Source organism: Achromobacter sp. SIMBA_011, from assembly GCF_046535435.1.
GTDB lineage: Bacteria > Pseudomonadota > Gammaproteobacteria > Burkholderiales > Burkholderiaceae_B > Achromobacter > Achromobacter dolens.
Genome location: NZ_JAWRWN010000013.1, coordinates 16,215 through 41,367 on the forward strand (window position 1 = coordinate 16,215; position 25,153 = coordinate 41,367).

General features: G+C 65.0%; 34 protein-coding genes. 28 read left to right on the forward strand and 6 right to left on the reverse strand.

The features are described from left to right. Positions 1-2 precede the first annotated feature (2 nt). From SB816_RS28390 to SB816_RS28460, 15 genes are all read left to right on the forward strand, one after another. Positions 3-1,100 (forward strand): hypothetical protein, encoded by a 1,098-nt coding sequence (locus SB816_RS28390; RefSeq protein ID WP_410547878.1) that lies wholly within the window; start codon positions 3-5, stop codon positions 1,098-1,100. Between the two features lie 312 nt (positions 1,101-1,412). Beyond that, positions 1,413-2,459, forward strand: a complete 1,047-nt coding sequence (locus SB816_RS28395; RefSeq protein WP_175224377.1) for a phage major capsid protein — start codon at positions 1,413-1,415, stop codon at positions 2,457-2,459. A gap of 53 nt (positions 2,460-2,512) precedes the next feature. Beyond that, positions 2,513-2,959: a hypothetical protein gene (locus tag SB816_RS28400; protein ID WP_410547879.1), complete on the forward strand. Its 447-nt coding sequence runs from the start codon at positions 2,513-2,515 to the stop codon at positions 2,957-2,959. Between the two features lie 6 nt (positions 2,960-2,965). After that, positions 2,966-4,414: a hypothetical protein gene (locus tag SB816_RS28405; protein ID WP_410547880.1), complete on the forward strand. Its 1,449-nt coding sequence runs from the start codon at positions 2,966-2,968 to the stop codon at positions 4,412-4,414. A 2-nt stretch (positions 4,415-4,416) separates the two neighbouring features. Further along, a complete protein-coding gene (locus tag SB816_RS28410; protein ID WP_372415851.1) occupies positions 4,417-4,956 on the forward strand; it encodes a hypothetical protein in 540 nt (179 codons plus the stop codon). Next, positions 4,956-5,315: a putative holin gene (locus SB816_RS28415; protein WP_372415853.1), complete on the forward strand. Its 360-nt coding sequence runs from the start codon at positions 4,956-4,958 to the stop codon at positions 5,313-5,315. Before SB816_RS28410 ends, SB816_RS28415 begins: the two co-directional genes overlap by 1 nt. A 1-nt stretch (position 5,316) precedes the next feature. Continuing rightward, positions 5,317-5,616, forward strand: a complete 300-nt coding sequence (locus tag SB816_RS28420; RefSeq protein ID WP_372415854.1) for a phage holin family protein — start codon at positions 5,317-5,319, stop codon at positions 5,614-5,616. Further along, entirely contained in the window at positions 5,613-6,623 is a 1,011-nt protein-coding gene (locus SB816_RS28425) for a hypothetical protein (protein ID WP_410547881.1), read from the forward strand. The genes SB816_RS28420 and SB816_RS28425 overlap by 4 nt, the downstream gene beginning before the upstream one ends. After that, a complete protein-coding gene (locus SB816_RS28430; protein ID WP_410547882.1) occupies positions 6,620-7,324 on the forward strand; it encodes a hypothetical protein in 705 nt (234 codons plus the stop codon). The genes SB816_RS28425 and SB816_RS28430 overlap by 4 nt, the downstream gene beginning before the upstream one ends. After that, positions 7,325-8,728: a hypothetical protein gene (locus SB816_RS28435; protein WP_410547883.1), complete on the forward strand. Its 1,404-nt coding sequence runs from the start codon at positions 7,325-7,327 to the stop codon at positions 8,726-8,728. Next, positions 8,725-9,141 (forward strand): hypothetical protein, encoded by a 417-nt coding sequence (locus SB816_RS28440; RefSeq protein ID WP_410547884.1) that lies wholly within the window; start codon positions 8,725-8,727, stop codon positions 9,139-9,141. Before SB816_RS28435 ends, SB816_RS28440 begins: the two co-directional genes overlap by 4 nt. A gap of 1 nt (position 9,142) precedes the next feature. After that, positions 9,143-10,006 (forward strand): hypothetical protein, encoded by an 864-nt coding sequence (locus tag SB816_RS28445; RefSeq protein WP_410547885.1) that lies wholly within the window; start codon positions 9,143-9,145, stop codon positions 10,004-10,006. A 9-nt stretch (positions 10,007-10,015) separates the two neighbouring features. Then, the gene (locus SB816_RS28450; RefSeq protein ID WP_410547886.1) at positions 10,016-10,678 is read left to right on the forward strand and encodes a hypothetical protein; all 663 of its coding nucleotides are present in this window, start codon (positions 10,016-10,018) and stop codon (positions 10,676-10,678) included. Positions 10,679-10,681: 3 nt separating this feature from the next. Continuing rightward, positions 10,682-11,932 (forward strand): hypothetical protein, encoded by a 1,251-nt coding sequence (locus tag SB816_RS28455; protein WP_410547887.1) that lies wholly within the window; start codon positions 10,682-10,684, stop codon positions 11,930-11,932. Between the two features lie 3 nt (positions 11,933-11,935). After that, a complete protein-coding gene (locus SB816_RS28460) occupies positions 11,936-14,479 on the forward strand; it encodes a glycoside hydrolase family 104 protein (RefSeq protein WP_410547888.1) in 2,544 nt (847 codons plus the stop codon). On the opposite strand, the gene SB816_RS28465 is transcribed toward SB816_RS28460, so the two are convergent. Beyond that, entirely contained in the window at positions 14,473-15,006 is a 534-nt protein-coding gene (locus SB816_RS28465) for a hypothetical protein (protein WP_410547889.1), read from the reverse strand. The two genes, SB816_RS28460 and SB816_RS28465, sit on opposite strands and share 7 nt — an antisense overlap. Positions 15,007-15,120: 114 nt before the next feature. Between SB816_RS28465 and SB816_RS28470 the strand changes: the two genes are divergently transcribed. Both SB816_RS28470 and SB816_RS28475 read left to right on the forward strand, forming a co-directional pair. Next, positions 15,121-15,612: a hypothetical protein gene (locus SB816_RS28470; RefSeq protein WP_410547890.1), complete on the forward strand. Its 492-nt coding sequence runs from the start codon at positions 15,121-15,123 to the stop codon at positions 15,610-15,612. Next, positions 15,609-16,007, forward strand: coding sequence for a hypothetical protein (locus SB816_RS28475; RefSeq protein ID WP_410547891.1), 399 nt, complete (start codon positions 15,609-15,611; stop codon positions 16,005-16,007). The genes SB816_RS28470 and SB816_RS28475 overlap by 4 nt, the downstream gene beginning before the upstream one ends. Positions 16,008-16,106: 99 nt before the next feature. On the opposite strand, the gene SB816_RS28480 is transcribed toward SB816_RS28475, so the two are convergent. The 4 genes from SB816_RS28480 to SB816_RS28495 form a co-directional block, all read right to left on the reverse strand. Then, positions 16,107-16,325 (reverse strand): hypothetical protein, encoded by a 219-nt coding sequence (locus SB816_RS28480; protein ID WP_410547892.1) that lies wholly within the window; start codon positions 16,323-16,325, stop codon positions 16,107-16,109. A 7-nt stretch (positions 16,326-16,332) separates the two neighbouring features. Beyond that, positions 16,333-16,626, reverse strand: a complete 294-nt coding sequence (locus tag SB816_RS28485; protein WP_410547893.1) for a hypothetical protein — start codon at positions 16,624-16,626, stop codon at positions 16,333-16,335. Positions 16,627-16,935: 309 nt separating this feature from the next. Beyond that, on the reverse strand, positions 16,936-17,451 hold the full coding sequence (locus tag SB816_RS28490) for a hypothetical protein (protein ID WP_410547894.1): 516 nt from the start codon (positions 17,449-17,451) through the stop codon (positions 16,936-16,938). Next, entirely contained in the window at positions 17,451-17,648 is a 198-nt protein-coding gene (locus SB816_RS28495; RefSeq protein WP_175190255.1) for a hypothetical protein, read from the reverse strand. Before SB816_RS28495 ends, SB816_RS28490 begins: the two co-directional genes overlap by 1 nt. A gap of 138 nt (positions 17,649-17,786) precedes the next feature. Here SB816_RS28495 and SB816_RS28500 point away from each other — a divergent pair, with 138 nt between their 5' ends. Then, complete coding sequence (locus SB816_RS28500; protein WP_410547895.1) at positions 17,787-17,999, forward strand: hypothetical protein; 213 nt, start codon at positions 17,787-17,789, stop codon at positions 17,997-17,999. A gap of 28 nt (positions 18,000-18,027) precedes the next feature. Here the strand turns inward: SB816_RS28500 and SB816_RS28505 are convergent, their stop codons facing one another. Continuing rightward, entirely contained in the window at positions 18,028-18,405 is a 378-nt protein-coding gene (locus SB816_RS28505) for a helix-turn-helix transcriptional regulator (RefSeq protein WP_175166580.1), read from the reverse strand. 211 nt (positions 18,406-18,616) lie between these two features. Between SB816_RS28505 and SB816_RS28510 the strand changes: the two genes are divergently transcribed. The 10 genes from SB816_RS28510 to SB816_RS28555 all read left to right on the forward strand — a co-directional run bounded on the left by SB816_RS28510 (position 18,617) and on the right by SB816_RS28555 (position 25,105). Continuing rightward, positions 18,617-19,615, forward strand: a complete 999-nt coding sequence (locus SB816_RS28510) for a DUF1376 domain-containing protein (RefSeq protein WP_254607663.1) — start codon at positions 18,617-18,619, stop codon at positions 19,613-19,615. Continuing rightward, a complete protein-coding gene (locus SB816_RS28515) occupies positions 19,593-20,306 on the forward strand; it encodes a hypothetical protein (protein ID WP_410547896.1) in 714 nt (237 codons plus the stop codon). The genes SB816_RS28510 and SB816_RS28515 overlap by 23 nt, the downstream gene beginning before the upstream one ends. Continuing rightward, complete coding sequence (locus SB816_RS28520) at positions 20,303-20,494, forward strand: hypothetical protein (protein WP_116791981.1); 192 nt, start codon at positions 20,303-20,305, stop codon at positions 20,492-20,494. The genes SB816_RS28515 and SB816_RS28520 overlap by 4 nt, the downstream gene beginning before the upstream one ends. 4 nt (positions 20,495-20,498) lie before the next feature. Then, positions 20,499-20,741, forward strand: coding sequence for a hypothetical protein (locus SB816_RS28525; RefSeq protein WP_343718597.1), 243 nt, complete (start codon positions 20,499-20,501; stop codon positions 20,739-20,741). Positions 20,742-20,814: 73 nt separating this feature from the next. Continuing rightward, a complete protein-coding gene (locus SB816_RS28530; RefSeq protein WP_410547897.1) occupies positions 20,815-22,812 on the forward strand; it encodes a hypothetical protein in 1,998 nt (665 codons plus the stop codon). Beyond that, positions 22,812-23,324 (forward strand): hypothetical protein, encoded by a 513-nt coding sequence (locus SB816_RS28535; RefSeq protein WP_410547898.1) that lies wholly within the window; start codon positions 22,812-22,814, stop codon positions 23,322-23,324. The genes SB816_RS28530 and SB816_RS28535 overlap by 1 nt, the downstream gene beginning before the upstream one ends. Positions 23,325-23,332: 8 nt before the next feature. After that, positions 23,333-23,584 carry a hypothetical protein gene (locus tag SB816_RS28540; protein ID WP_144654632.1) on the forward strand — a complete coding sequence of 84 codons (252 nt, stop codon included), beginning with the start codon at positions 23,333-23,335 and terminating at the stop codon, positions 23,582-23,584. Next, positions 23,581-24,075, forward strand: a complete 495-nt coding sequence (locus tag SB816_RS28545; protein WP_410547899.1) for a glycoside hydrolase family 108 protein — start codon at positions 23,581-23,583, stop codon at positions 24,073-24,075. The genes SB816_RS28540 and SB816_RS28545 overlap by 4 nt, the downstream gene beginning before the upstream one ends. Then, on the forward strand, positions 24,075-24,650 hold the full coding sequence (locus SB816_RS28550; RefSeq protein WP_410547900.1) for a hypothetical protein: 576 nt from the start codon (positions 24,075-24,077) through the stop codon (positions 24,648-24,650). The genes SB816_RS28545 and SB816_RS28550 overlap by 1 nt, the downstream gene beginning before the upstream one ends. Before the next feature lie 116 nt (positions 24,651-24,766). Next, the gene (locus tag SB816_RS28555) at positions 24,767-25,105 is read left to right on the forward strand and encodes a hypothetical protein (RefSeq protein ID WP_175166585.1); all 339 of its coding nucleotides are present in this window, start codon (positions 24,767-24,769) and stop codon (positions 25,103-25,105) included. Positions 25,106-25,153: the final 48 nt, after the last annotated feature.

Genomic DNA, 25,153 nt, shown 5'->3' on the forward strand with positions numbered 1-25,153 from the left:
ACATGGAAGACGATCTCGACAATCTGCCGCTGGATGACGGCGCTGGCCAAGGCCAGGACGGCGGCGCGCCTGTGCTGAATGAACCCGATGCGGCTGGCGATGCGCCGCCGGCGTCGGCCGGCTCGCAGGCCGCGGCGTTCCTGGATTCGATCACTGAAGGCGGTGCCAAGGAAGATGCCAGCGGCGAGCCCGCTGGCCGCGCCCGCGACGACCAGGGACGATTCAAGGCCGCCGACCCTGCTCAGGACACCTCGGCCGCGCCGCAGCACGGGCAACCGCCGGCCCAGGGCGCCAACCCCGCCGCCGCGCCGGCGGCGCCGAAATCGCCCGAACAGGAAGACAGCGAACTGCTGGCGGGCATCAAGTCCGAACGCGGCCGCGCTCGTGTCGCCCAGATCATCGAAGAGCGCAAGACCGCGCAGGGCGAGGTCGCAGCGGTGCGCGAGCTGGTCCAGGCCGCCGGCATGACGGCCGAGACGTTCAGCCAGCACATCGAATTCTCGCGCCTGACCAACTCCAACGATCCGCGCGACCTGCAGCAGGCCGCCCAGATGCTGGAGCAGACGCGGGCCGAGCTGTATCGGCGGCTGGGCCAGGACGCGCCGGGCGTTGACGCGCTGTCGGACTTTCCCGACTTGGCCCAGATGGTGCAGGACATGCAGATGCCGCGCGAGACCGCGCTGGAAGTGGCGAAGATGCGCCGCGACCAGCAGGCGGCGCAGGCGCGGCATCAGCAGGTCCAGCAGGTGGAGATGGAGACGGCGCAATTCAAGCAGGATGTGGCCCGGGCACAACAGTCGCTGGAAAGCTATGTCCAAACCCGAGCCCACGAGATCGACCACCCGGCGCGCATGAAGGCCTTGGAGACGTACTTCGCAGATCCGCGCAAGCTGATGGAATTCGCGAGCACCTATCAGCCGCGCCAGTGGCCGAATGCAATCCGTATGCTCTACGACAACGTCCAAGTCGCACCCGCGGCGCGCCGGCCGACCCCAGCGCCTATCAGCGGCCGAACCGGCGCACTCGGCCGGCCGGCGCCAAGCGCGGACCAGCCGTCCGACCAGCGCATCATGTCGCGCATCGACGAGCTGGGGCTGTGATCGACAAAAATGCTTGACGTTTGCCCCGCGCCCTCATACTGGCATTGCCATGGGTGGCACGGGGTAGACGGCCCGGCTGGAAATCGCGATAGCTGAGAGCGCGGCCAGCCCAGTCGGGCCCGTCTTTTCCGAACACCCTCATACCGAATTTGTCGCTGTATCGCCGGGGTCGCGTCCGGTAGCGCCGCATGTCCCTCCTGAAGACGGAGAAAGCCGGAGTCGCGCACGGCAGAAGGGGCAAGCACATCCAGTTTGGCGTTCTGGGCCGGTGTGGAAGTTGGCTTTTTGCAACTTTCATTCTTGGAGCGACAAATGCCCATTTCTCCTGGTGATCTCGCCTATCTGGGGAAGGTTTCCCTGGACGACTACATGCGCAACACCCCGGTCGATCAGATCGGCGTGGAGCATCCCCTGCTGAAAAAGCTCATGAGCAAGCGCAAGCTGTTCCTGGGCGCCAAGCAGAACGTGGTGGTCAACGTCCGCAAGTCCTACGACAGCAACTTCGCGTGGGCCTACGGTGAAACCCCCGTCAACTTCAACACCCGCCAGACGACCGACCAGGCCGCCTTCCCGTGGCGCCGTGCCGTGGATGCCTTCCGCATCTCCTACGACACGCTCTTCGGCAACGGCATCAAGGTGCGCGAGGGTGAGCGCGGCGCCTACAAGCTCGAGCAGAGCGAGAAGGTGCAGCTGGTCAACCTGCTCGACGAGCAGATGGAATCGTTCCGCCTGGGCTTCTTCGAGAAACTGGACCTGGAACTGCACCGCGATGGCACGTCGTCCACCGACGCCGTCACCGGCCTGGACGGCCTGATCACCACGGCGCCGGCGACCGGCGTGGTTGGCGGTCTGGACCGCGCCACGGCCACGTACTGGCGCAACAACGCCTCCACGGCAATCGCGACGGGCACCGCGGGCGCCCTGACCGACGCCATGGAACTGCAATGGCGCAAGTGCATCCGAAACGGTGGCTCGCCCGACTTCATCCTGGCCGGGTCCGCGTTCATTGACGCCTACCGCAAGACGATCACCATCACCCAGAACGCCGAATCCGGCACGGCCAAGCGCATCGATGCCGCCACCGGCACCGGCACCGAAACCGGCCTGTTCTTCAAAGGCGTGCCGATCGTCTGGGACCCGAACTTCGAAACGCTGGATGCGCTCGATTCGCCCACGATCCCGTGGGAAAAGCGCTGCTACTTCCTGAACACGAAGTTCATCGACCTGCGCGACGACGACATGGACATCGTCACCCCGGTGCGGCCGCACAACGTGCTGTCGCTGTTCCAGATGATCAACCTGCGCCTGGCGCTGGTCCTGAAGCGCTCGAACGCGCATTCGGTCCTGGCCATCGCCTAATCGGGCGGCCCGGCGGCTTCGGCTGCCGGGCGGCTCTTTCCAGAGAGGAAACCATGCCTTATGTCATCCATGCGCGGATCCGCCGCGACGCGAACACCATCACCCCGGTCACCGTGCGCCCGCACGAAGTGGCCATCCTGCAGACCATCCACGGCGAGGAAAACGTGCAGTCCGTGGACGGCCAAGTCCTGGACCTGAAAGCGCTGGAACCCATCGACGTCGCCGGCGAGGTGCCGGCGTCGGAAGACGAGTTCAACCGCCTGGCGTCCAAGTACGGCGGTAACGAAGAAGGTCTGCTCGTCGAGCAGGTCTACGGCAAGCGCGCCGCGGGCAACCTCGACGCCGCCGCCGGTCGCCTCGACGAAGCCGTCGCCAAGGTCGCCGACGCGGCCGGGACCGGCGAGCCCCGCGGGCGTGGCCGTGGACGCGGTCGTACTTCGACGGCGGGCGATGCCAAGAAGGCTGCCGACGCGGCCGGGACCGGCGAGCCGCAGGAGTAAGCAGCCATGGCGCAGCCCCCCGCCTACAACCGTGTCAAGGACTTCGGCGCGGACTACCCGGACCAGACCGACAACCAGGCCATCAACACGGAGCTGGACGCGGTTTCGTCGTCGGTCAACGGAATTCGTGCCAATCTGGCGAAGATCCAGCGGGACGACGGTGGGCTGCGCGACGGCATCGTGACGAAGGATTCGCTGGCTCAGTCCCTCAAGGACGAGCTGTATGCCGAGTTCTCAGGAAACATCAACGACAGCGTGCTGGAGGCCCAGCAGGCCGCGGTAGAAGCAACTAATGCTGCGGCGGCCGCAAACACGGACGCGGCCACGGCTGCGGCAGCACGTGATTCGGCTCAGGTTGCGGCTACCGGCGCCCAGGCAAGCTCGGCTGCGGCGTCCGCAAGCCAGACTGCTGCGGCTAGCTCCGCAACTTCCGCGCAGAGTGCTGCTACCGCCGCCAGTGCGAGCGCGAGCAGCGCCTCAGGATCGGCTGCGACCGCTACCACGGCTGCGGCCGGCGCAGCGTCATCTGCGTCGGCAGCGTCCGGCAGTGCCGCCACGGCGACGGCGGCCGCGTCTACAGCGGTGACTGCCAGGGACGACGCACAAGCTGCCGCATCCGCGGCTGGCACCAGTTCGACTGCGGCAGCGTCCAGCGCTTCATTGGCGCAGGATTGGGCTTCGAAGATGGGCTCGCCAGTGTCTGGCAGCGATTTTTCAGCCAAATACTATGCCGCACAGGCAATGGCGGGCGCGGGCCTTCCTCGTTACAACCCGGGCAACCAGCCGACGACGAACTCGGGGGACATCTGGATCAATACGATCGGTCCCTGCCGGTGGGACGCCGTGGACAACAAGTACTACAGGATCCCGCTGTTCAACAACCGCCAGACCATCACCGCGTCCGGGACCTTTACACCCGACGCGTATACCAAGACGCTGCGGGTAACGATCTTGGGCGGCGGTGGCGGTGGTGGAACCAGTTCGGCCGTAGCCGCGGGCGTCTCCGGCGGATCGGGCGCAGGCGGTGCATGCTCCACGCCCTTGATTGATCGAGTAGTGACGGCGACGCCGGGCGTGGCCATGAGCGTGGTTGTAGGGGCGGGAGGGGGCTCATCTAGCGGTGGCGGCAATAGTTCGTTCGCGGGCCTCACATCAACGGGCGGGCTTCGCGGAGGGGACGCCGTATCCCAAGTCGGCGCCGCTGCCATTGGCTCCGGTGCCGGTTCCGGACAACACGGGGGTGCGTCTTCGACGTTCAGGCCCGGAATCGGCGGCGCTGGTGCTTCTTCGATTTTTGGTCCCGGGGGAATTGGAGGTGATGCAGACGCGGGCGGCGGTGCAGCGCCAGCCACGTCTTACGGAGCGGGCGGCGGGGGTTCCGGCGGCAGCTCGGCTGGAGGGAACGGCCGTGCAGGTGGCGCCGGGGCGGCCGGAATTGTCATCGTGGAGTGGTAATTATGCGCGCGCACATTTTGGACACGGGCCGAAATCCGCCTGTCGTTGAGAACACGATCGTTGTGTCCTCGCCGGACTTCCCGGTTGGCCCCGGCCGCCAGTTGTTGGTGTCGGATGAAGGTGAGATCGGCTGGCTTTTCGTCGACGGCCGACTCGTTCCCCCTGACGGGCCCGCTCCGACGTTCCTCCAGTTGGTAGCCGCCAAGATCGCTGAAGTGGATTCAGTCTTCGCGGCACGCGCAAGCGCGCTGATGGCTGATTACCCCGAGGGTGAGCGGCTTACCTGGATGATCCAGCACCAAGAGGCTGTGGCGTGGGCAGCGGACAGCAGCACTCCGACCCCTTATCTTGATGGTTTAGCGCAGGTTCGGGGCATCGAGCCTGCTGACATGAGGGAGAGGACGTATCAGCAGGTTCAACAGTTCACAGCACTAAGCAAGCAACTCGTCGGCACACGACAACGTCTGCGCGATGAGATATCTGCGGTGCTTGATGGCCCCGACGCCGCTCAGCGGCTTGCCGAAATCAACTGGAACGAATGATGGGTGAACCAACAAGCACGACAGCGGCGGTGTCGACCGTCTTTCTTACGACCGGACTGGCAACCGCGCTACCGGGGGTGGACGGCAACGCGCTGATTGGCGCGTTCGCGGGCGCGGTCGTCATGACGCTGAGCAGCAAGGAAACCAAGATCACCGCGAAGTTCTGCTACGCCCTGGTTTCGTTCGTCGCTGGATACCTCGCGGCCCCGGACGTGGTGAACCTGACCCCCATCCAGCAAACCGGTGCGGCGGCCTTTTTGGCATCTGCGTCCATCGTCGCGTTGGTGCAGATCGGCATAGAGAAGATCCGGTCCTTCGATGTCAACGCATTTTTCAACCGGAACCGGGGAGGGGGCTGACATGCTCATCGTCTTCCATTCCATGACCGTGACTGATCAGATCGTCGCAGCCATCGTGGTCCTCGCTAACCTGGCCACCGCCGCTCGTCTGTTCGGTTACCAGCGCCACGGCGCGCGGTATCGCATCTGGGCGGCAGTGTTGGCCTACCTGCTCATCATGTGCACTGGCGGCCAGGCCCTGGATGTGCTGTTTAACCAGGTGCCCGTGACTCTTTGGCAGGCCGGCGTAGCCGTCGTGCTGGCGGTTCTGGTGTACCGCGCGCGCGGCAACGTTGCCCGCATCGTGAGGCTGCAATCATGAGCCAAGCTCCGGAATACACCCGGCACAAAAATTTCCTGGACAACAACCCTGACCGCACGGACCACGGGGCGCTCAACCGGGAATTCGACGACGTTTCCGTCAGCGTCAACGCGTTGCGCGCCAACCAGGCGCTATTGCAGGCCGATGACGGCACGCTGAAGGCCGCAACGGTGGGCGTCGAGCAGCTGACGCCCGATGCGCAGGCGAACCTGTCGCGGCCTGGGCCCCAGGGGGATCAAGGCGTCCAGGGTATCCAAGGGGTGCAAGGCGTGCAGGGCACGCAAGGCCCGGTCGGCGCCTCGTTCAACGCTGACGCGCGGGACATCGCTGCCAACCGCGGGCTCTACGACGCGCAGGGCAAGGGCTTCTCGTTCCTGGCCATAGACACCGGGCTGTTGTCGTTCAAGCTCTCGGCGACGCCTGGCGACTGGTCCGCCGGCTTCGTGTTCGGCAAGGGCGAGCAGGGCATCCAGGGTATCCAGGGTGTACAGGGCATCCGGGGGCTGCAAGGCCTGCGTGGCATCCAGGGGATTCAGGGCATCCAAGGCCTTCAAGGGATTCAGGGCAATGCCGGAGTGGTCGACTACTCCAAGGTCATCCGCAACGACGTCACGACCGACCAGTCGCTGCAGGGCGCGCTGTCGGCGCAGTCGTTTTCCGGCGCGCTGAGCATTGCCGCGCCGCAGGTGGTTTTCACCGGCTACCAGTTTCGTCTGATCCCGGACAACTCCCGTCTGCGTCTTGACGATGGGCAGAACACACCGACCTTGCAGTCGCTGCAGCTGGCCACCGTGGTCACCAATGGCACGGGCGCGACCAACACAGGCGTCAAGCTGGCCAGCGGCGCCGACATCGGCACCCTGTTCGACCCGGCTGGCTCCGCCGCCGGCAAGCTGGCGTCCGTAGACACGACCGCCAAGACCGTCACGCTGACCGGCAAGACAACTCTCACGGCCACGCTGTCGCAGGTTGGCAGCCAGGTCGTCCTCACCTTGAGCACGTCATGACCACGATCTCCGACCGCTACCGCACGCTGGGCGAACTCCGCCGCCGCCTGCGCGCCCGTCTGGGCTTTGCCGTACAGGGGCCGGCCGCAGACAACAACCGGGATGTCCTGAACGATTTCCTACTGGAGGCGCACGAATTCATCCTGTCCCAGGTCGATGTATCGGTCATGCGCAAGAAGTGCGTGATCAAGACCTCGGCCGGGTCGTGGCGCTACGACTGGCACAACGACGACGAAGACGAAGACATCGACCCGTCGCGCGTGTTGTCGGTCTGGGTGGTGCGGGGGGATTCTTGGCGCGAGCAGCTTATCCAGGGCATCACTGAACGTCAGCGCGAGCTCACGGACATGCGGGATGTGCCGGAGCGATATGACACCCTGAACGGACAGATGGAATTGTGGCCCATCCCCGGCGGGCAGTACGACGTCATCGTCGAATACACGCAGTCCATGGGCCGGTTCGAGCAGGACGCGGACCGCCCGAGTGTGCCGGGACGCCTGGTATTCCTGTATGCGCTGTCGAACGCCAAGGCGCACTACCGGCACCCCGACGCGCAGGTGGCCGGGCAGACCTTCAACCAGATGCTGGCGAAGTTCAAGTCGGACCAGCATGAGAACCGGCGCTATGTCGCTGGCACGCCGGAGGAGTGCGCGCCGCAGGTCGTGCGCACGGCCGACGGCGGCTTCATCCTGGGGCGATAGATGGCCGCGCGCTCGATTACCTTCGACAAGTTCGACCTCGGCATCGACCGGCGCAAGGGCGCCAGCGTCTCGGACGCTAACCGCCTGCTGGAGATGAAGAACGCCTATGTGACCACGGGTCTTGCCACCCAGAAGCGGCCCGGCCTGGTCAGGGTCACGACACTGGAGCCCGGAACGGTCGGGCTGTTCGCGGCGCTCGGCAAGCTCAACACCTTCTACGGCCAGGGCACGGTGACGCATGCGGACACTCGCTTCAAGGCCAACAAGGTCGCACACCCCGGCGGTGAGCGGCCGCTGAAGGATGTCTGGTTCGCTGACGTGTTCAACGCGTTCATCTACGCCTCGGTGGAGTATCAGGACGGCTCGGTCAAGCACCACTACCTGGACGGCACGGCGACCACCGCAGTTACCGATGCGAACTGCCCGCACAGCAAACCGGTGATCAAGACGGCATCGCGGATCTTCGCCGCCGGCGCCGACGGCTCCACGGTTCGATACTGCGCGGCGAACAAGCCCCGGGACTGGACGGCCTCCAATGATGCCGGCTTTCTGCCCACCGGCCTGCAATTTAGCGGCGACCGAAACGCCAATGCGCTGGGCCTGTACCAGGCGAACCTGGCCGTGTTCGCGCGCGACGGCGCGCAGATCTGGGAGGTGCAGAACGTCGATCCGGCGACGATGAAGCTGGTGGACCGCGTGGAGAACGTCGGCACCAGCTACGCGCGGACCGTGCGCAACGTCTCCGGCGACCTGTATTTCCTGGCCGACTTCGGCTTCCGGTCGATCACGACGTTGCAGTACACCAACAACTTGGCCGACGTCGACGTCGGCAGCCCCATCGATTCCCTGGTTGTGCCCGACATCCGCCAGTCGAATGCCGTGCCCAAGGCCTTTTTTCACTACGGCACCGGCCAGTACATCTGCGTGATCGGCAGCATTCTGTATGTCTACTCGGTGTCGCGCACAGCCAAGATCGCGGCCTGGTCGCGCTACTACATCCCTTTCCGCGTCGACGCGTTCGCCGAACTCAATGGCGAGTTGTATTTCCGCAACGGCGATGACATCTATCGATTCACTGCGGATGCTCACGACGACGCGGGCACGCCGTTCGAGGTGCTGCTGCAGCTGCCGTATATGGACCTCAAGGCGCCGGGTCAGATGAAGCGCATCCTGGGTGCGGACATCGTGATGGAGGGGGAATGCACCTTCTCGGTGGCGTTCGACGTGCGCAACCCTGACGCCTATACCCCGCCGGTGCGCGTGCGCGGCAACACGCGACCCGACGGCGTCATCCCGGTCGAGTGCAGCGGCACCGAGTTTTCTCTGATCTTCCGCAACCTGTCCAGCAAGCCGTTCCGACTGGACGCGGTGACCCTCTATTTCGAATCGCTGGGGGCCGTATGAAGTTGACGTTTATCCAAGGCGATGCGGCGCTGGAGGCAGAATTTCCCCAGTTGCTGCCGATCTTCGAACGGCTGCCGGAAGTGCCGGACTACCGTCCCGCTCAGCTGCTGGACTTGGCGCGCCGCGGTGCCGCGCATATCGGCCGCATCGAGGACGACGGTGGGGCGCTGGTTGGGGCGATGGCCTTCGAATTCATCAACTACCCGGGCGCCCTCGCCGTCAACATCATCGCGCTGGCTGGCGAACGGCTCGACGAGATTGCGGCCGATCTGTTCGGCAAGTTCAAGGAATTTTGCCGGCTCGCTGGTGCCGACATCGTCGAGGCGCGGTGTGGTGAGGGGATGAGCCGGATGTTGCAGCGTTACGGGTTTGGCAAGGCGTACAACGTCGTGCGCGCGAATTTAGGAGATTGACATGTCAGGTGGCGGCGGTGGCGACGGTGGCGCCCAAAAAATGGAAGACCAGCGCCAGGCGCGCGTGCAGTCGGCGGTCGAGGCGATCAACCGCATTTTCAACGGTGGGCAGACGCAGGGCACGGGCGTAGCGTCCGGTTTCGACCCGTCCAGGACCTACTACCTGGCGGACGGGTCGGTCTACAAGGCGCCGACCAAGACCGTCCGGGAGGCCGTTTCCACCGGCTTGGCCACGTCCGACAGTGCGTCGCCGGACTGGCAATGGCAGAAACGCCAGGTCGTCGACCAGGATGCAGTCGACCGGATGCTGAGTGGTGGACAGCTTTTCACAGGCACGCGGGACGTCCCGGGCGCCGGTCGGTCTGCACTCTACGACCAGCAACGGGCAGCCGTCACTGACCTGAACCGCCGCGACGTCGACCGCCAGTTCCTGGACGCCGAGCGGCAAAACCGCTTCGGCCTGGCCCGCGCTGGCCTGTCGGGCGGCTCGGCCGACATCGACAGCAACGCTGAGCTGACGCGCCGCACGAACGAAGGCCTGATCAAGGCCGCGGGCATCGGCGACCAAGCGGCGGCAGACTTGCAGACGGCCGACGAGCGCAGCCGGCAGAACCTGATTTCGATGGCGCAGTCGGGTATCGACACCGGCCAGGCCGCCCAGATGGCCCTGTCGCAGCTCGATGCGAACTCGGCGAACGCCGCTTCCGCGCGCAGCGGCGCCACGGTCGGCAACCTGTTCGGCGATCTGGCGCAGGCCTACTTGTACGGCCAGCAGCAGCAGGGCGCGCGGGCCGGCGCCGCGCCATACCAGCAGTGGCAGCCCGGTACGAACGGCAACCCCCGCAACAGCTATCAGGGCACGTAAGGAGCAGCCATGTTCGGAATTGCAGCCCTGATCGCGGCGATCGCCGGCGCGGCCCTGCAACAGCAGGCGGCGTCAGATGCCCGACGCAGCCAGCAGCGTCTGATCCAGGAGAATCTGATGCGCCAGCAAGGCTTCCAACGTGAAGCTGAGCAGGCCGCCCTGGATCGCGCCAAGGAGTTCGCCCCGGAAGTACGCGAGGACAAGCAGAAGCAGCTGGAGCAGGAAGCGACCCAGCAGATGATCCAGCCGGTGGAACAGGCCGCGCCAGCCATGCAAGACCAGTCGGCGGTGCAGGGCAACGTGTCCGCCGATTACACGGCTGGCCGCGCCAAGTCGCAGGCCGAACAGCTGCGCAGCGCCAACGCGCTGGCCAGCATCATGGGAAAGATCACCGGCGCCGGCCGCCTGCGTCAGAACGAGGCGTTGGGTATGGCCGAGACCGGACAGCTTATCGATCGGTTGAAGAGCTTTTCGCAAGGCAGCGGCAACGCTGCGCAGGTGGGCATCACGCGCGCAGGCAACCCCAACGGCGGCATGATGCTCGCCGGGGGGCTACTGCAGGCGGGCGGGACGGCTGCAGCGGCGGCTGGCGCTGGTGGCGGCGCGGCGGGCGGTAGCGCATGGACCGGCAACACGAATGGTATGTCGGGTAACTGGTTGCCGGTGAGGTAAGCGATGGCACAAATCGACGGAAATTTCGCCCAGACGGCATTGCCCGGCCTGAGCAGCGCCATCAAGGCTTTGGCTCTGGGCGGCAACGTGCGCGAACAGGCACAACTGCAATCCGGTCTCATGTCCGCCCAGGCAGCGAAAGCGGGGCAGGACGCGATGGAGGGCGCTCGCCTGGCCAAGCTGCGTCAGGATCCGACCTACCTGGCCGAACTGGACGCGATCCAGAAAGGGCTGGGCACGTTTTTCAAGGCCGACTATGACGTCAACAAGGCCCCCAGCGGAGCGCTGGACCTGCAAAAGCTCGGCTGGCAGCAGCAGGTGTTGCAGAACATCGGCAACCCCGGCACCGACCGGGAAAAAATCAACCAGGGAACCGCAGTGCTTTTCGGCAAGGCGGACGAACCCTTCGCCGCCATGGGCGACACGGGCTACGCGCTGAACAAGGCGACTGGTGAGGGCATCATGGCGAGCCCCGGTATCGCCGCTATCTACGGTCAGAAGGCCGCGGCCGACGCGGCGCTGAAAGCTGCGCAGGCGCGCGACGCCGGCCGGAAATGGGACAGTGCGCGCGGTGGGTTCGCTGATGCGGGGTCTGGCACCTTCCAGCCCGCGCAAGTCCCTGGTGGTGGCCCCCTGCCGCCGGCGAACGACCCGTCGCGCAAACCGCTGCCGTCCGCCGCGCTGAAAATGCAGCAGGAAGCGCTCGAGGCCATGGGGTTGGTGGGAAGTATCAACGCCGACCTGGGGGCCATCCAGCAGCAAGTCCGCGAAGGCAAGCTCGATCTTGGGCCGATGGCCAACAAGATCAGCGAGGGCAGGAACTGGGCCGGCATCAGCAGCGAAAACAGTCGCGCCTATGCCAGCTTCATGTCCACGCTGGAGAAGTTGCGCAACGATTCGCTGCGCCTCAACAAGGGCGTGCAGACCGAAGGCGATGCACAGCGCGCGTGGAACGAACTTCTGGCAAACGTCAACGACCCCAAGCTGGTCGAGCAGCGCCTCGGCGAAATCCTCGCCATCAACCAGCGCGCCGCCGAGTTGCGCGGCCTGGCCAACGACAGCATGCGTGCGAACTTCGGTCACGAGCCGATGGATTACAGCCAGTACCTGAAGCTGCCGGCCGCAGTGGGGCAAGGCGGGACGCCGGCCGCTGGCGGCGCCGCGCCGAGGCAACGCACGGTGGCGCGGCGCGGCAAGATCGACGGCCGGCCCGTTGTTCAGTACAGCGATGGCAGCATCGAATACGTGGAGTAGGGCATGGCGACGATTGACGAACTGACCGCCTACACGAAAGACCAGCGCGTGCGGCGCTTTCTCGACGCCATCGGCAGCGCCGAGGGCACCGACACGCACGGCTACAACACCGCATTCGGCGGAGGCAAGCTGGAATCGCTTGCCGATCACCCACGACAGTTGCACGACTTCACGCAGACGGATGGCGCGCCGAACAAGACAAGCGCGGCGGGTCGCTACCAGTTCCTGCAGAGCACCTGGGACGATCTGGCCAAATCACTGAACCTTCCGGACTTCGGCCCGGAGAGCCAGGATATCGGCGCCGTCGAACTGCTGCGCCGGAATGGCGCGCTGCCGGCGGTGCTGGCTGGCGATTACGACACGGCCATCAAGAAATCCGGCGCCACGTGGGCCAGCCTGCCGTCCAGTCCCTATGCGCAGCCCAAGCGGTCGGCTGGCTTCATGGCCAACGCGCTGGACAAGGCCGCTGCCGCCATCTTCCCGTCGGCCCAGGCCGCGCAGGCGCCGGTCAAGATCGACCCCGCTAAGGTGAAGTGGGACGATGACATCGATCCGGCCAAAGTGGTCTGGGATGATGCGCCGGCGGTGGCCCCGCCAGCGCAAACTCCAAAGACCAGCACGGAGATCGCGCCGGACGGCGTCATGACCGTGGGCATGGCTCAAGAGGACCCGACTGCACAGGCTGCGCCGCCTCCCCCGGAAGAGCGCGGCATGCTCTCGCGGCTGGGCCGCCAGGTGGGCCTGACCGCGCGCGCTGGCGTGACCGGCCTGACCGGGCTGTCTACGCTGGGCACGAATTCGGCCATAAAGGGCATCAACGCGCTTTTCGGCACCGAGATCCCTCTGGCGGACGTGAACGCCACTCTGTCCGCCATCGGCCTGCCCGAGCCGGAAAACGCCACCGAACGCGTGGCGCAAGATGCCGCAGGCGCCATGGCCGGCGCCGGCGGCGTGGCGAAGGCCGCACAGACGCTGGTCAACCCGATGGTGAACAGCCTGGGCCAGCGCATCGCCGGAGTGCTGGCGAGCTCGCCCGGCGTCCAGGTGGCGAGCGGCGCCACCGGCGGCGGTTCGGCGGGCTTGGCGCGCGAGGGCGGCGCGGGCCCGATCGGTCAACTGGTCGCCGGCCTGGCGGGAGGTATGGGGCCGGCGCTGGCGGCCGCGGGTGGCGCCGGCCTGGTACGCGGCGCGATGCGCGGCGGCGAGGCGGGCCGGCAGACCGTCGCGAATAATCTGGAGGCATTCAAGGCTGCCGGCACCACGCCCACTGTGGGGCAGGCGACCCAGCGCAGGGTGTGGCAGGGCCTCGAAACCGGACTGTCGCAAACACCGGGTGCGGCGGGCGTTCTCGCAAAAAAGGCGACGTCTCAAGCAGACGAGCTCGCCGGAACAGTGGACAAGATCGTTGGGCGCCTGGCCCCGCGGGCGGGGGCCGTGGAAGCCGGTGAATCGATCAGCAGCGGATTGGAAGGCTTCAAGGCTGGGGTGAAGAACCTGCAAGGGCAGCTGTACAACCGGCTGGACGACTATCTACCACCGTCGACCCCTATCGCCGTGTCGCGTACAAAGGACGCGTTGGCGGCGCTGAACGCCGACATTGACGGCGCGCCTGCCCTGAGCGCGATGTTCAAGAATGGCAAGATCCAGGGCGTGGAGCGCGCACTGGCATCCGACCTGAACACCAACACCACGGCATATGGCGCGCAGGCGGCGCGCAAGACGGCGACGCTGCCGTACGAGTCGATCAAGAAGTTGCGCACGCTGGTCGGCAACGAGATCGACAACGCTACGTTCGTGAGCGACGTTCCGCGCGACAAGTGGAAAGCGTTGTACTCTGCGCTGACGGACGACTTGGGCGACGCTGCGCAGAAGGCCGGCCCGGACGCCTACGGCGCTTGGAAGTGGGCCAACAAGTTCAGCCGAGACCAGTTGGGCAGGTTGGACGACCTGGCCGCTGTCGCTGGCAAGGACACGCCTGAGAAAATCTTCAATGCGGCGATGATGGGCACCGTCGACGGTGACACGATCCTGCAGCGGGTGGTGAGTGCGTTGCCGAAGACAAACCGTCGTGATCTGGCCGCCGCGGTGGTGAAGCGCATGGGCCGCGCCACGGCTGGGAATCAGAACGACGCGGGCGACGCTTTCAGCACCAACACCTTCCTGACGAACTGGAACAAGCTTTCGCCCCAGGCGCGCAGCACGCTGTTCGGACGCCTGGGTGAAGCCGGGCTGACGGACGAATTGATGAACTTGGCCAAGGTGTCGTCGAACATTCGCGACGGGTCTCGCTACCTGGCGAACCCCAGCGGCACGGCGCCGGCGATGGCTCGATTCGGGCTACTGGGCTCTGGACTCACTGCGTTGGGCACGGGTAGGTATGACGTGCTGGCGGCGATTCTGGGCGCCCCGGTTGCAGCCAACCTGGTTGCCCGGCCGCTGGTCAGCCGGGCGTTGCCGGAGTTTCTTTCGCGCTCGACTACGGCCAATCCGCAAGCAATTGCAGGCGGGTTGCAGGCGCTATTCCCGAAAGGGGATTCCGGTCAATAGCAGCTGGTCGTGTACACCCCGCCGACCGAGGTGGTTGAGCACTGACGTTGGCCGGCGGGGCTGTACGCTCGGTTGAAAGCGTTCCCGACGCCCTGGAGCAAGAGGTACGGACTCATGTCAGGCGCGGCCGTTTGCACCGACGAAGGTTGGGAGGCCTGCGCTCGCTCTGCTTTGAGTGCGTTTTCGTGCTCGGCGGCCTTTTCGGCAAGGCGATAATCAAATTCGGGCTGCGTCATACGCCCCGCAGCGACTTCATGCGCTAGGAATAGCCTGTATTTCAGGAAGCTTTGGAAGCGCAAATCGTCGGGGTAGATAGACTCGGAAAGCGCTACCAGCCGTTCGGAATACTGCACATCCGAAATTTTTCCGGCATCACGATCGGCCTTCAGTTCATCACGAATTTGGTTAAATCGCGCCTCGCGGTTGTCAGGCAGAGTAGCTAACGGGGTGGCAGACGTGGGTTGGGTCTGTGCGCATCCCGCCGCACCCAGCACCAGGGCGGTGGCCATTACTATCGTCTTGAACATACCGGTTCCTTGATCATTCTTTGCGCAGATTCTACCGCCAGTTTGCTGGCTTGACGAAAATCCATCAGCGCAGCCCGTGCGCCACAGAATGGCTCATCTCCATTGGAGCCATTCATGGACCTCAAGACGATCAACGATACCGCTATCACTCCGGCGCTGGCGCTGCTGCCGGCCGGCATGGACACGCCGGCCGCGCGCGTCATGCTGCTGGCGATCGGCCTGCAGGAAAGCCGGTTCGTGCACCGACGCCAGATCGGCGGACCCGCCCGCGGATTCTGGCAATTCGAGAAGGGAACGCGCGCCAGCCGCGGCGGCGTTTGGGGCGTGTACCTGCACCTGGCCAGCAAGGACCGCCTGGCGGCACTGTGCAAGGCCCGCAGCGTGTACTGCGACCCGGACGCGATCTACGCGGCGCTGGAGTACGACGACGTGCTGGCCGCCGGCGTGGCGCGGCTGCTGCTGTGGACCGATCCCAAGGCGCTGCCGGCCGTCGGCGATGCGGATGCCGGCTGGGCGCTGTATCTGCGCACGTGGCGGCCGGGCAAGCCGCACCCGCAGACCTGGCCGGATCTCTACCGCCAGGCCGTCGCGCAGGTGCGGCCATGAACCCCTTCCTGCGCATGGCGCTGCCCTGGATCGGCGGCGCGGCGGTGGTGATGGTGCTGGGCGCCGGCGTGGTGCTGTACGGGGCCAGCCGCTACCACGACGGCATCGCGAAGGCCAACGCTGACCACGCCCTGGCCGAGCTGAACGAGTTCAAGACCCAGACCGGCCGTCTGGCCGGCATAGCCACCACCTTCGAGGCGAGCGTGGCCGAGCTGCGCGCCGCCGAGCCCAAGGTCATCGAGAGGTACACCCGTGTCGAAGTCCAAAGCCCTTTGCCTGCTGGCTGTCGTATTGACGCTGGCCGGCTGCAGCACATCAACGAAGCCGGCCGCCTGGCCAATTCTGCCGGCCAACCTGGCCCAGCCGTGCCCGCCGGTGCCCGAGGTGACCAGTGATAGCTGGGATGACTTCGCGCGCAGCTACATGGCGCTGGCGGTGCAGTATGGCCAGTGTGCGGCGCGGCATCGGGCGGTGGTCGAGGCCTGGCCTAAGCCCTAGACCGCGTCCGCCCGCTGGGCCAGCCAGAACCAATGCATATGCTTGGCGCGCCGGGCCTTCTGACGCCGGAATGTGATGCGCACCAGTCCGGCGTGGCCGGCGTCGATCTCGACCGGGTAGTCGCGGTCCTCGGCGGCGGCCGCTGGCGGCAGGGTGAGGGCGGCCCGGGCCACGTAAGAGCCTGGCACCTGTTCCAGAATTCCGTTGTCGTCCATGGTCGACCTACCGCGGCCCCATGCCCTTGCGCAGCTTGCGGGGATCTCCCAGCAGCGCGGCCACGTCCTGGTCGCGCTCGATCACACAGGGCTCGTCGGCCAGGCCGGCCATCAGGTCGTCGTAGATCTCGCCCATCAGGCTCGGTGGCCGCTTCAGGTCGCCGGACACTTGGTGCAGGCGCAGCAGCACCGAGCGCAGGCGCTTGACCTCCCAGAGCAGGGCGATCACATCGGGGTTGTTGGGCTGGCGCTCGCGCATGGCGCGCAGCTGCTCGGTGGTGAGGGGAGTGCGGAAAGGCATGGCGGAATTTACTGTACGTTTATCCAGTATATCGCCTTGACCAAACTTTGACCCAAATAGGCAAAAAAAGGTCAAAAAAGATGGGAAAGCGCAGCCGTTGAAAGAGCGGCTATCGCTGCAAGTCGTTGATATGACTGCGCTTTCTCTATTCAGCTATTGACGGGTTTGGGGATTGTGATTCCGGTTGTCGTGGGTTCGAGTCCCATCAGCCACCCCAAAGAATTCAAATGAAATCAGGCACTTGCGCGAAAAGCGGAGTGCCTTTTTTCATTTTCCGATGGTGGCAAGATCCGACCATGGTGGCATGCGTCAGGCGCTGCCCTTGATCTTGACGACGCACCAGCGGTCGCACACCCGCCTGGTGGTGGCGGGGTTGGCGTGGGTTTCCGGGTTCTCATCCCGGCCCACCAGGACGGTCACATAGTAGGCGCGCAGAGCAGGCGCGCAGAGTAGGCGCGCAGAGTAGGCGCGCAGGTCGTGAAAGGCGAACCGCTCGCGCCCCGGCGCCTTGATCCTGTCGGCCATGATCTTCGACCAGAGCGCCTTAAAGCCCTGCTCGGTGTACGGCTGCCCCTCCCGGTTGGTGAACACGAACATCGATTCCGGGATGGCCGACTTGCCGTCCCGCGCTTTCCGGTCCAGGTTCGCAAGCTCGGCGAACAGGTGGCGCAGCGCCGGCGTCCATTCGATCAGCCCGCGGCGGAGGGCGTCGCCCGCCTTGGCCTTGGCGAACCCCACCACAATACCGTCCTGGCCGAGGTCAGTCCTGCGCAGATTCAGGAACTCTGCGCGGCGCCGGCCGGTCAGCGCGACGAACTTGGCCATCAGCCGGCGGTCGGATGGGCGAGGTGGCCCGCCGCCTTGCCGGCCTTGGCGTAAGCGGTGACGGCATTGATCAATTCGCTGAATTTGCCGTCCGCCAGATCCATGATGGGCAGCAGTTCGCCGTCTTCAGTGATCTCGTCGGGCGAGATCAGGCTGTTGGGCGTCAGCCCTGCGCTGACGGATTGGGTAACCACCATGGTGGCCTGCTAAAAATTACCTTTAGGTAGATTTTATAGAAATACCTGTAGGTCACCTTGGTGGGCGGCGAAAGTAGGCCTCTTCCCCGCGCTAGGCGATAGGACCAGATTTAAGAATCAATCTATTACGATTAATTCATGGCGCATCACATCGCCAATGCCAAAGGGGCGTGCGGAGCATGCTGGTTCTTATGGGGAGTGGTGCTCGGCCCGTTGGCGCTGTTGGCTACGATTGGGATGCCGGATTTTTTGACGCGCAGAGAGATCGTTCAATTGCGGTACGCAATTCAGGACGCGGCTGCGCAGCAGCGCGAGCCTACCCTTGCAGGGGAACCGATCTACGCAGACTGAAGTCGTTGATGCTGTCGGGGGGCGACGCCTAGGCGCTCTTCTTGGTGTTTTCCACGCCAGGTGCGTGCGTGTCGCCGAATGCTTCCACTTGCCTGGCAACCCATTGTTCGATGCCACGGCGTTGTTCGGGAGTAAGCGACTCATACGCCGCTCGGCTGACGCTAGGGAAGGGCCACGCGGTAGTATCGGCGAGCCCGTCAAACCAATACGCGGGAAGGTCCAGGGATGTCTCGAATTCTCGGACGATTTCTTCGCCCAGCTTTTTATTCCCGCTGATGATGCGGGAGACATAGTTGGCTGGCTTGCCTACCGCAGTAGCGATCGCGGCTTGTTTGCCGCCGAACCGGTCTTCCATCAGGGTCCGAAAGCGCTGCAGGCGGACTGCGTGGATATCGTCAATTTTCATGGTGTGAAGTGTTGCCTGAGAGCTACCCGCAGGTAAACAACCTGCGGGTAATTTTTCTTGCAAAAATAATTACCCTCGGGTAATGTTCTGGGGTGAGTCAACAGCCCCTATCCCGAACAAGAGTGCCTGTGGAGCCTTTGCTTCAGTGGTTGCGGAAGATCCCAAAACTGGAAGCGCAGGTGCGCAAGCCCTTCGCGTATGGGAGGGTGGCATGACGGCACCCCTGACACCACCCGATTGCGATCTGCGGGACTTCCCGTTCATGCCGCTGTACGTCCAGCAACTGCGTGACAGCAAGCTCACTACTGCGGTGAAGCCCGACCGCGCGTTTTTCGCCGTGATCCTCTGGTGCGCGTCATGGCACCAGGTGCCTGCCGCGTCATTGCCTGACGATGACACGGAGTTGGCGAAACTGGCCGGCTTTGGTTTCGTCGTGAAGGAATGGAAAAAGTACCGACAGGGTGCGTTGTACGGCTGGATCAAATGCGACGACGGCCGTCTGTACCACCCCGTGGTTGCTGAAAAGGCGCGCGACGCGTGGGCCGCGAAGAATGCGCAGCGCTACAAGACGGAGTGCGCGCGCATCAAGAAGCACAACCAGCGGCACGGGACAGGCATTCAATTTCCGGCGCTGCAAGAGTTCTTGTCCCCCGAATATGCCGATCCAGTCCCCAAGGACATGAAGCAATTGTCCCGAGGGACAAAAAACGAGTGTCCCCAGGGACAAGATGGTGGCGTCCCTCGGGAAACAGCATCCAAGGGACAGGGAGAGGAATATATAAATGAAAGTGTGGGGAGCGCGCGCGCGAGCGGAGACGACTACCTGCCCAACCCAACCCCCCACGGGACCGTCGCCAAGGCGCTGCGCGCTGCCGGCGTTCAGGTTTTCCCCAGCCAGCTCGACTTCCGCGCCTGGGTGGACAAGGGCCTGACGGCCGACGAAGCCCTGGCGGGCCTCGCCGTGGCGCGCCAGTCCAAGCCCCCGCCAGAAGCCATCCCCTGGGCCTACCTTGCCAAGGTGCTGACGGCTCAGCGCCAAGCCGCGCAGCAAATCCCGGAGAAGGGCGCCCCTCCGCAACGCCCTCCCAGCGCCAACGAACGGCGCGCCGCCTGGAACGCCAAATTGCAAAACGTCATTGCCAACGCTGGCGCACAGCCGCGGCACGAGATCGACATGGGAGTTATCGATGCAACTGGTACACGCGACTGAAGCGCCGCCTCCGGTTCCCGTGGCCTGGGCCGCTCGCGTGATCGAACGCATGCAGGCCTTGTACGGCGCGAAGTTCGCCCAGCAGTGGGAGGGTATCGAGCCTGCCCGCCTTGCCGAGGCCTGGGCGCAGGAAATCGCCGACTACACCGCCGAGGAAATCCAGCGCGGCCTGGCGTCCTGCCGAGGGCGAACCTTCCCGCCCACGCTGCCCGAGTTCCTGGGTCTGTGCCGTCCGACCTTGAACCCCGAGACGGCCTACCACGAAGCCGTGGCAGGCATGTCCGCCCGCTCGCGCGGCGTCATCGGGCAATGGTCGCACCCTGGCGTGTTCTGGGCTGCCCGGCGCGTTGGCGCGTACGACCTGCTCAACATGGGCTGGCAGGCCATTCGCGGCCGCTGGGAGTATGCCCTGCGCGACGTGATGGCCCAGGGCAAGTGGGAACCTGTTCCCCACCCGCGCCAGCGCCTGGCCGCGCCTGGCGGCACTGTTTCCACCCGCGAGGAATCCCTGGCATTCCTGCGCGAGATCAAGGAGCGCACCGGCGGCGGTTTGCCGCCGGCCGTCGCGGATCACCGCTCCTGGGCCCGTCGCATCGTTGCCCGGGCCCGGAAGGACGATTCCGTTTCCCTCACCGTGCTGTACATGGCCCAGCGGGCTATCGCCGCACCCATTGGCGCGAGCAGCGAATGAAGACACCACAAACCCTCACCCAATCCCCGGCGTTGCCTCTCTCCACGCTGTTGCCGCCGGAAGCAGTGCGCGTGTTGCAGCAAGCGGCACGGACGCCCATCACGCGGGCCGATCCGCTGGCGCGGGTCAAGGCCATCGAGAAGGCCTGCGAGCGGGTCAGGCTGGGCAACCCCGATTTTTTCCGGTGAACCCGTGCGCAAGACCGTGGCGGTCAATGAGGCGGGGTTGCGCGTTGGCGAAGACCACCCGCGCGCCAAGTACACCGACGGCGAGATCGCCATGGTGCATGCCTTGCGGGATGCGGGGTGGGGCTATCGGGCCATCGCCAAGAAGCTGGAGATGCCCCGGTCCACGGTGCGCAACATCTGCCGCGGGACGCAGCGCTGCCAGACCGCCGTGCGCGTCAAGGTCATCGCCAGCAAGCAAGGCGGGTAGCGCCCATGCCAGGGGGTCCTATACCGGACCGCCTGGGGGCTAGTCTTGCGATGGTTTCTCAGAGGTTCGTACCATGCCTATCCAAAATACCCGCAGGGTCTGCGGGCCATATGCCTGCGATGGCCAGATCACGCAGTTTCCATTCGACTTCAAAGTGTTCGAGGGCGAGCAAGTCGCGGTTCAGGTGGGCGACGCGCTCGACAGGGCCAGGTCGCTGACCTTCGGCGCGGACTATAGCGTCGCACTCAACGATGACCAGGACGCCCATCCCGGCGGAACGGTGACGCTGCACACCGCCTACGCTCAGGAATACCGGGTCGCGATCATCAGCGACGTTCCCAATACCCAGCCCGACACGTTGATCAACCTGGGCGGGTTCGATCCGAAGGTGATCGAACGCGCGCTTGACCGGTTGGAGGCGCAGGTTCAGCAGGTCGATTCGATCGCGCAGCGCTCGGTGCGCGTACCGATTTTCAGCAACACCAAGCCCGATGATCTCTGGCAGGAACTGAAGAACGACACGCGTGAGGCAAAGCTGGCGCGTGAAGAGGCGCAGGGGTGGGCCGATAGCGCCCTTGGGCACGCCCGGTCAGCCGCCTCCAGCCAGCAAGCGGCCGAGGCGAGCTGGAGCAGCGCGGCCTGGCACTCCGCCCGGGCCTGGAAAAGCCAGGAGCAAGCGACGGCATCGGCAGCCGCTGCGCAAGGATCGGCGGACAGAGCTGCTGCGAGCGAGAGCGCTGCCGAACTACATGAACTGGCGGCCAGCAACCACGAAATCAAAGTCAGCGAAGACGCCGCCAACGCGCTCGGCTACGCCAACGAAGCCCGTGTCAGCGCGGCCGCCGCCAAAGAAAGCGAGACAGCGGCCGGGGCCTTCTCGACAGCGGCCAAGAATCACGCCCAAGGATCCCTGGACAGCCAGGTGATGGCGGCCAGCGCCCGCGATGCCGCGCAAACGTCCGCTGCGGCGGCTGTGAAAAGCGAGACAGCCGCGCAAGGATGGGCGAACCAAGCCAAGGCGAGCGCAGCCCTGGCGGATGACTGCATCCCACTCAGTCAAAAGGGGGCCGCCAATGGCGTGGCAGGCCTGGACGACAGCCGGCGAGTCCCCGAACTGAACAGCCGATATCCCGGCGTGCAGACGCTGCTGAACGGGACTGACTTCGACACCTGCCTGACCAGTGACGACTATTACATCAGGACCGCAGGCCCGAACGCCCCGGACGGCTTCCCCGGGTTTGGCCTGCTGCGAGTTCGCACGTACGGCGAACTGACGTTGCAGGAACTGGTGCGGTGGAGCAATACCACCCACCGGTGGTGGCGGATGCGGATCAGCCATGACGGAACGTGGGGGCCTTGGCGCAAGGTGGTGGCCGAGGGCGAAGCGATGCGCCGTGTGCGCCTGACCACCGCAACCGACGCCAATACACTGATCGAAGACAACGTGAATTACGCCTGGTCCAACTCAGTCGTCATGGGCGTCAATTTCCCTAACATCAGGGGCGCGGGCTATCTGCTGTCCTATCACATGGCAGGCGACCTTTTCGCCCAGGAACTGACGGTCCTCAGCACGGGCCGTAAGCCGTATTGTTTCCACCGGTTCGGCAATCCTCAGACCAATATCTGGCAACCCTGGCGGGTGACGGGTGCCTTCAGTAGCCCCAATTCCATGCCCAATTGGGACGCGGGCGACATATACGTGGACGGTATTGGCTGGCACCGCTGGAATGGGACGAGGTATATGGTCGCTGTGACCGCTGACGCCTTGGGGCCGGGGCAAGTGCTGACCGATGTGACAGGTTCCCGGGCCCTCGGCGTTGGTTACGTTAACAGTACAGGGCGGCCCATTATGGTCTACGTGCGGGGCCTGGTTAGAGGGGGCGGAGCCCAGGCATCTCTGGCGCTGCAAATGGGCACCCCAATGGATACGGTTGCTGTCTGCCGCACCACACCGTCCACGACAACTGGCGAATATATAACAGTCTCGACACTCGTCCCGCCGGGTGAGCAATATATGGCCGTCCCCTCCGGACCCCTCGTGACCCTCGATATGTGGAAGGAGTACCGATAATGCAGACCTTCCAAGACTCCGCAACCGGTCAATTCTGGCAATTCGAGGACGACGTGATTGCCGACAATTCGTCCGGCGCGTACCTGTTTTATCAAGCGGTCGCACCGCAGATGCCCGAAGACGGCGCCGACAGCGACGCCGACAACCCGTCCGCCCCGGCGCGCGGCACGCAGTTGAGCGTGCCGCCAACGCTCGAACCGGCCAATATCGAAGACATGCCCGCGCCCGATCCTGCCGCAGATCCACCGCAGGCTGTCTCCCGCTACCAATTGCGCGAAGCGATGCGGCTGACGCCGTGGCCGCGGGACGACCAGGCGGATTGGACGCTGTTCGATGCTTTCGAGGCGATGATGAATGATCCGGCCACGCCAGCGTATTACCGCCGCGCTTGGGACGAGCTGCAAACCGTCGAGCATGGCAGCGCCATGTTCAACGCGGCGGCGGACGTACTGGGAATTGATCAGGGCAAGCGGGACGACTTGTTCCGCTTCGCGGCCACGCTGAAAGCATAAAAGCAACTATGAACGAACAACGTGAAACGCAGGTCTGCCAGCAAGCGGCCGACCTTGCCGTGAAGAAGTTCTTCGCCATTCTGGGCGTGGATGTGGACGTGCCGGAACAGGTTGAAGAATTTCGCGCTGATCTGCGCTTTGGCAGAAAACTGCGCAAGGTCGCCGATCAGGGAACCGTTGCATTTATCGGTGTGGCCGCGGCCGCGCTGGCCGCTGCATTGTGGGCCGGCATCGTGTCCAACATCACAGGCGGCAAATGATGAATTTTGATACTGCATTCGATCGCCTGATCGGCCATGAAGGGGGCTACGTGAACCACCCCGACGATCCGGGCGGCGAAACCAATTGGGGCATCACGCTGCGCACCGCGCGTGAGGCTGGCTACACCGGCTCCATGCGTACCCTGGCGCGCGAGCAGGCCAGGGAAATCTACCGGGCTGCCTATTGGCGCCGCGCTAAGGCCGAGCAATACGACGGCGCGATCGCGTTCCAGGTGTTCGACGCTGCCGTCAATCACGGAATCGGCCTGGCCATCCGCTTTTTGCAGCGGGCGGTGGGCGTGGCTGACGATGGGGTCGTCGGCCCGGCGACACTGGCGGCGGTGCGCGCTGTGCCCGTCGCGAATGTGCTGGCGCGCTTCAATGCGGAGCGTCTGGATTTCTGCACGAAGCTCTCGACCTGGCCGGCCTTCGGCAAGGGCTGGGCGCGGCGTGTGGCGGGCAACCTGAAGTATGCGGCGGAGGATGCGTGATGGACTGGAAGGATTTGGCGGGTGTCGTCAGCAAGGCCGCGCCCGTGCTCGGCGGCATCCTGGGCGGGCCGGCCGGCGTTGCCGTGGGCGGTCTGGTGGCTACGGCGCTGGGCACCGATGCGTCGCCGGATTCCGTGTCGGCGGCCATCCTGCGAGACCCGCAGGCCGCCATAAAACTCAAGGAGCTGGAAACTAATTCCCGGGTGCAGCTTCAGCAGTTGGCAGTGACGGCCGAACAGAACCGGCTCCAGGCGGCCGACCGCGACAGCGCCCGTCGCTTGGCCGCGCGGCAACCCAGGGATTGGGTGCGCCCGGCCGTCACTGTCCTGTTGCTGTTGGGCGCGGCGGGCATCGTCTTCTTCGTGTTCTCCGGCATGGCCGAAGGGCTGCTGCGCGATGCCACCGCCAGCCTGACCGTTGGGACCGTGATCGGGTATTGGTTCAACGAACTTAAGCAGGTGCTGGCGTTCTGGTTCGGGACGACCGGGGAGACGCAACGCGCCAACGCCGAAGTGCGCCAGTTCGCCGTGTCGCCGGGCAGTGTGACGTTCCCGGATGACGCAGGGGGCCGCTGAGCGGCATTTGACGAGCATAGCCGCATTTATACGAGGCGCCTCGTTGCGATACCCGAGTCGACGGGTAATGGCATTCTTAGATCTGTGACAAGCCCTGTAGGAAGGAAGAATCACGAATGGAAGGTAGCACCGACTCAAAATTCACTCAAGCGTCCCAGGCGCCGGAGGTTGCCTATCTGCCTACCGCCGACCTGCAGCCGGTGAAGAATGCCGCGCGGCGAGGACGGCTGCCCCGCGGGGTAGCTTCGATCCGTAAACCTGCTGCTGCTGCTGCTGCTGCTGCTGCTGCTGCTGCTGCTGCTGCTGCTGCTGCTGCACCAGCGGAGCGGGTTGCGCAATCAATGACTGATCCTATTGAAGCCGTACGGCAGATGTTGGCGTCGATGCAGGCATCGCTGAATTTCGCGATGGCCGTGATCGCGGAATACGAGAAGGCTCCGCGGCGAGCGGGGTAGGGGGGGCATCGGAGGCCGGCGCGAGAGTATCAACTCTCCGACGGATGC